The sequence below is a fragment of the Bradyrhizobium sp. genome (assembly GCF_049798375.1).
In the GTDB taxonomy this organism is placed as follows: domain Bacteria; phylum Pseudomonadota; class Alphaproteobacteria; order Rhizobiales; family Xanthobacteraceae; genus Bradyrhizobium.
Genome location: NZ_JBARGP010000705.1, coordinates 1 through 5,763, shown reverse-complemented (window position 1 = coordinate 5,763; position 5,763 = coordinate 1). Strand labels below are relative to the sequence as shown.

6 protein-coding genes are annotated in these 5,763 nt (G+C 64.5%); 2 read left to right on the top strand and 4 right to left on the bottom strand.

Features of this window, described 5'->3' with window-relative positions; all coding sequences use genetic code 11:
* The first annotated feature begins 3 nt into the window (after positions 1-3).
* Complete coding sequence (locus WA702_RS27595) at positions 4-813, top strand: DUF1194 domain-containing protein (RefSeq protein ID WP_425113708.1); 810 nt, start codon at positions 4-6, stop codon at positions 811-813.
* A gap of 430 nt (positions 814-1,243) precedes the next feature.
* The gene (locus WA702_RS27590; protein WP_425113707.1) at positions 1,244-1,738 is read left to right on the top strand and encodes a septal ring lytic transglycosylase RlpA family protein; all 495 of its coding nucleotides are present in this window, start codon (positions 1,244-1,246) and stop codon (positions 1,736-1,738) included.
* A 253-nt stretch (positions 1,739-1,991) separates the two neighbouring features.
* Here the strand turns inward: WA702_RS27590 and WA702_RS27585 are convergent, their stop codons facing one another.
* From WA702_RS27585 to WA702_RS27570, 4 genes are all read right to left on the bottom strand, one after another.
* Positions 1,992-3,230, bottom strand: a complete 1,239-nt coding sequence (locus WA702_RS27585; protein ID WP_425113706.1) for a class I SAM-dependent RNA methyltransferase — start codon at positions 3,228-3,230, stop codon at positions 1,992-1,994.
* A complete protein-coding gene (locus tag WA702_RS27580; protein ID WP_425113705.1) occupies positions 3,223-3,960 on the bottom strand; it encodes a TlyA family RNA methyltransferase in 738 nt (245 codons plus the stop codon). The genes WA702_RS27585 and WA702_RS27580 overlap by 8 nt, the downstream gene beginning before the upstream one ends.
* Positions 3,961-4,195: 235 nt before the next feature.
* Complete coding sequence (locus tag WA702_RS27575) at positions 4,196-4,753, bottom strand: nucleoside 2-deoxyribosyltransferase (RefSeq protein ID WP_425113704.1); 558 nt, start codon at positions 4,751-4,753, stop codon at positions 4,196-4,198.
* Between the two features lie 22 nt (positions 4,754-4,775).
* Positions 4,776-5,763: transketolase C-terminal domain-containing protein (locus tag WA702_RS27570; RefSeq protein WP_425113703.1), on the bottom strand; the 988-nt coding region annotated here is incomplete at its 5' end.

The following is a 5,763-nucleotide window of genomic DNA, read 5'->3' as shown; positions in this document are numbered from 1 at the left end:
GCGCTGGGCGGTGTTGACGCCGCCAGCGTGGCCGCGGCGCCGGGCGCGAGGACGGCCGCGCAGCTGAGCGAGAAGGAAGCCGCGCCGTCAGTCGACGTCGAGCTGATCCTCGCCGTCGATGTCTCCTATTCGATGGATCTCGACGAACTCGCGATCCAGCGCGAGGGTTACGCACAGGCGATCATCTCCAAGGAGTTCCTGCAGGCGCTGAAGAACGGTCCGAACGGACGTGTGGCCGTGACCTATTTCGAATGGGCCGCTTCCGGCGATCAGAAGATCATCATCCCCTGGCGGCTGATAGACGGGCCGGAAAGCGCGGACGCCGTCTCGGCCGAGATCATGAAGACGCCGATCCGCCGTGCCTCCCGCACCTCGATCTCGGGTGCGATCACCTTTGCGATGCCATTGTTTGATGAGAACCCGTATCGCGGCCTGCGGCGGGTGATCGACATTTCCGGCGACGGTCCCAACAACAGCGGCTCGCCGGTGACGATCGCGCGCGACACGGCGTTGGGGAAGGGCATCACCATCAACGGCCTGCCGATCATGGTGAAGGAGCCGTCCTACTCGACCATGGATATCGAAAACCTCGATTGGTACTACGAGGATTGCGTGACCGGCGGTCCCGGTTCCTTCGTGATTTCGATCAAGGGGCGCGACGAGTTCAAGGAGGCGATCCGCACCAAGCTCTTGATGGAGGTCGCCGGTCGCACGCCGCCAAGCCACATCGTACCGGTTGCAGATGAGGCCAAGGAGCCGCGGGTCTCCTGCCTGGTGGGCGAGAGGATCTGGCAGGACCGCTGGGGACGCTGATCCGCCCTGCCACGTCGGGCGGAAAAGACACCGTCGTCCGGCGAAAGCCGGGACCCAATAACCACAACTATTTATGTGGAGATGCGCTGTAGCTCCAGTCTGCTCATGCAGGACCCGCGGTGTTTATGGATCCCGGGTCGCGCTCGCTCCACTCGCTTTCCCGGGACGACACCATTCGTTTCATCAGCTATTTGTCTCGTCAGCTGTGGCGCTAAGACAACACTCAAAGCAAAACTAACGGTTGTGGTTGGCGCGAATTCGCTCGTGCCACGGTTCTGCCGCCATTGCCGCGCGAGCTTGATGCAGCTTGGGCGGAGGCGCACAGAACATGCGTTCCATCGGCGGTGTTAGTAAATCTGTTAGTGCAAGCGGGCGCGGTCAGTCGGCTCGTCTTGCTTCTGATCCCAGTGCGCGTGGCTGTTATATCTTCATGCGGACGACAGGGATCATCCTGATCGCGGCATCGCTCGGCGCCTGCGCGCAGACATCGGTCTCACAACAAGCCGGCCGCTTCGCGACGAGCCGGGAGGCTTCGCTCGAACCGCGGCACGCGTTTCGGCCTGTACATAAGCCGGTCTCCGTGGTGCGGCTCCGCGAGCCCGAACACAGCCAGCCAGCAAAGCGCGTCGCGCTCGCGTCGACAGGCAGCTCGCGGGGCCTTGCCAGCTTCTACAGCGAGGGGCAGGAGACGGCGAGCGGCGAGCGGTTCGATCCGCATGAGCTGACAGCGGCGCATCCGACGCTGCCATTCGGCACGCGCCTGCAGGTGACCAATGTCGCGACCGGCAAGTCCGTGACGGTGCGGGTCAATGACCGCGGCCCGTTCGTGAAGGGGCGCGTGGTCGACGTGTCCTATTCGGCCGCGCAGGCGCTCGGCATGGTGCATGCCGGCGTCGCCGACGTGAAGGTCGACGTGATGCGGTAGCTCGCGGTATTCGTCATTGCGAGCGAAGCGAGGCAATCTAGAACCGAGCAGAAAGTCTGGATTGCTTCTTCGCTGACGCTCCTCGCAATGACGAAACACGATGTGTAGGGTGGGCAAAGCGAAGCGTGCCCACCATCTACTACTGCGACACACCGGACGGTGGGCACGACGCTTCAACGTCTATCGTCTGGGATTACGGCTGTCGAACGCGCCTTTGGCCACCCTACACGCGCCAATAAGCTACGCGTAAAACTCAACGCATCAACTTCGCCACCAGCTCGACATGCGCCGTGTGGCGGAACTGATCGACCGGGACCACCGTGTCGAGCTTGTAGCCGCCTTCGATCAGCATCCTGATGTCGCGCGCGAAGGTGGTGACGTTGCAGGACACGGCAATGACCACCGGCACCTTGCTGGCCGCGAGCTGCTTGACCTGCGCCTCTGCGCCCTGGCGCGGCGGATCGAACACGACGGCGTCGTAGTCGCGCATCTCCTGCGGCATCAGCGGCCGGCGGAACAGGTCGCGCGTCTCGGCCTTGACTGGCTTCAGGCCCGATGTCGTCGCCACCGCCTTTTGCAGCGCCGCCACCGCGCCGGCATCGCTGTCGAGCGCGGTAACGCGTGCGCGAGATGCAAGCCGCAAGGCAAAGGGACCGACGCCGCAAAACAGATCGGCAACGTGCTTGGCCTTGCCGATCCGTTCGCCGACCAGGGCCGCCAGCGTCTCCTCGCCGGCGACGGTGGCCTGCAGGAACGAGCCCGGCGGCAGGGTGACGCGCGCTGCACCGATATTGATCTCAGGCGCGTTGCGCATCAGCACCAGCTCGCCGTGGCGCGTCAGCCGCGCCAGCCGGTGCTGCTCGGTGAGCTTTGACAGCGCAGCGATGCGCGGCGGCGCCAGCGGGCCGGAGCCGCGGATGTCGATATCGAGGCCGTTGTTAGTCGCCGTCGCCTGGATGTCGAGCGGCTTCCCGGTCGGCTTCAGCGCTTCCGCCAGCGCCCAGGCCGCTTCCAGCGAACCTTTCAGGCCGGGATCGAGGATCGGGCAGCGGTCGATCGGAATGATGTCATGGCTGCCAGCCGCGCTGAAGCCGACTTTGAGGATCTCGCGCGTGCCCATGCGCGCATGGAAGGTGGCGCGACGCCGGCCGGCGCCGTGCGCATCGATCAGCGGCGCGACCTCGCAGTCGATCTTGGCGGCGCGCAGCGTCTCCACCACGATGCTGCGTTTCCAGGCCTGATAGCTCTCCGGCTGCCAATGCTGGATGGCGCAGCCGCCGCAGATGCCGAAATGCGGGCAGAACGGCGCGATGCGCTGCGGGCTCAGCGTGTCCACAGCGAGCAGTTTGCGGCGCTCCGGCTGGCCCGGGATGGCGGCGGCCTCAACGGTCTCGCCGGCCAACGTGTACGGCACGTACTGCGCCTGGCCTGATGTGAACGAAACACCGTCGCCGCGATGGCCGACATGATCGATCAGCAGGCGTTCAACCATTGCGGCGCGCTCCGAGGAAGAACTCGGCATTGCCGTCGCCGCCTTTGATCGCGGACGGAAACACCTCGATGTTGGTGCAGCCGAGCGAGGCCGCAAAGGCCGCGATGTCGTCGCAGACCTGTTGGTGCACGTTACTGTCCTTGATGATGCCGCCCTTGCCGTGTGCGCCTTGCGCCTCAAACTGCGGCTTGATCAGCGCAAGGAGGCTCATCGGCGAGGCGGCCAGTGACAGCGCTACTGACAGCACGGTTTTCAGCGAGATGAAGCTGACGTCGATCACGACCACGTCGGGCCGCTGCGGCAGTCGCTTGCCGTCATAGGCGCGGATATCGGTCTGCTCCATCGACACGATGCGGGAATGACCGTGCAACGACTGATGTAACTGATCGCGGCCGACATCGACCGCAAACACCAGCGCCGCGCCGTTGGCGAGCAGCACCTCGGTGAAGCCGCCGGTGGAGGCGCCGACGTCGAGGCAGACATGGTCCTCGATCTCTATCGGGTATTGCTCGAGCGCCGCCTGCAACTTGACGCCGCCGCGTGAAACAAAAGGATGCGCCGGCTCGGCCTGCAGCACCGCATCGACGGGAACCGTCTCGGATGCTTTCGCCACCACCTTGTCATTGGCTATGACGAGGCCGGCCTCGATCGCCGCCTGCGCCCGTGCGCGGCTTTCGAACAGGCCACGCTCGACCAGCAGAATATCGGCACGTTTGCGGGAAGGAGTCATGGTCGTTTTGGACTCAGGCGTTGAGAAGTTTAGTCGCTATCAGGACATCGTAGCCTGCATGAGCGAAGCGATATGCAGGGGTCATCCCGGGTATCGCTTGCGCTCACTGGACCACCTTGTGAGTATCGCAGCTCGTGGGGTGGGCAAAGCGACCGCCGTGCGGCGCCTGCGCACCGTTACAGGCAAGATGCGAAATGGTGGGCACGCTTCGCTTTACCCACCCTACAACTCTCGTTCACTTTGTCAGCAGCCTCTCCGCCGCAAGACGCACGCAGGTCTCGAACGCCTCGAGATCATGCCAGATGTCGGTCGGCCGTCCGCGCGGCGCGACCAGCGGACAGCCATGCAGATCCAGCGCATGGATCACCATCAGATTGTCGCCGTGGCCGAAATCCTCGACGGTCAGGCCGTCGGCGTCGATCAGCCGGCCATCCTCAGCACGTACCGCGGTGAAGCGGCGGGCACGGTCGGCATAAACAGACGGATCGTTGGAATAGCCGAGACAGAGCTTGCCACGCCCTGCCATATAGCCGAGCTCATAGACGGTGCCGGCATCGGCGCCGGGGCCACGGAACGGCGTCAAATTGGCGATGATCGCGTCCGCCGCGCCCATCATCGCCTCGTTGCCGCTGAAGATGTCGAGCGACACCGTATGCGCGGCGAGATCGACGGTGTTGTCCAGCGGATAAAGCCCGCTCAGGCCATATTGCGCGCAGATCGCGGCTTTGCGGCGGCCGACCTCAAGGGCATCCGGCAGGAACACGTCGGGACCTGCCAGATATATTTTCCTCATTGTCGATCACCGCGACAGCGGCTCAGGCGAGCTTGACGGTTTCCGTCTTGACGTCCTTGCCGAGCGTCTCGAACACCTTGGCGACGATGCCCTTGGCATCGAGACCAGCACGGCCATACATCGCCGCCGGCGTGTCATGATCGAGGAACTCGTCGGGCAGCACCATCGCGCGCATCTTCAGGCCACCGTCGAGCATGCCCTGATCGGCGAGATACTGCATCACGTGCGAGCCGAAGCCGCCGATCGCGCCTTCCTCGATCGTGATCAGGATGTCGTGCTCGCGCGCGAGCTTGAGGATGAGCTCCTCATCCAGCGGCTTCATGAAGCGGGCGTCAGCAATCGAGGCGGAGAGGCCATGTGCGGCGAGCTCGTCGGCCGCCTTCTCGCACTCGCCGAGACGGGTGCCGAAGGAGAGCAGGGCGACCTGCTTGCCCTGGCGGATCATGCGACCCTTGCCGACCTCGAGGGGAATACCGACTTCCGGCATCTCGACGCCGCGGCCTTCGCCGCGCGGATAGCGCACTGCGCTCGGCTTGTCGTTGATCGCGACCTGGGTGGCCACCATATGCACGAGCTCGGCCTCGTCGGAGGCGGCCATGATCACCATGTTCGGCAGGCAGCCGAGATAGGCGTTGTCGAACGAGCCGGCGTGGGTCGCCCCGTCGGCGCCGACGAGGCCGGCGCGGTCGATGGCGAAGCGGACGGGCAGGTTCTGGATCGCGACGTCGTGGACGATCTGGTCGTAGCCGCGCTGCAGGAAGGTCGAATAGATCGCGCAGAACGGCTTGTAGCCTTCGGAAGCGAGACCCGCCGCGAAAGTCACGGCGTGCTGCTCGGCGATGCCGACGTCGAAAGTTCTTTTAGGGAAGGCCTTGTTGAAGATGTCGACGCCCGTGCCCGACGGCATGGCCGCGGTGATGGCGACGATCTTCTCGTCCTTCTCGGCTTCCTTGACGAGGCTCTGGCCGAACACGTTCTGATAGGCCGGTGCATTCGGCTTGGCCTTGGCC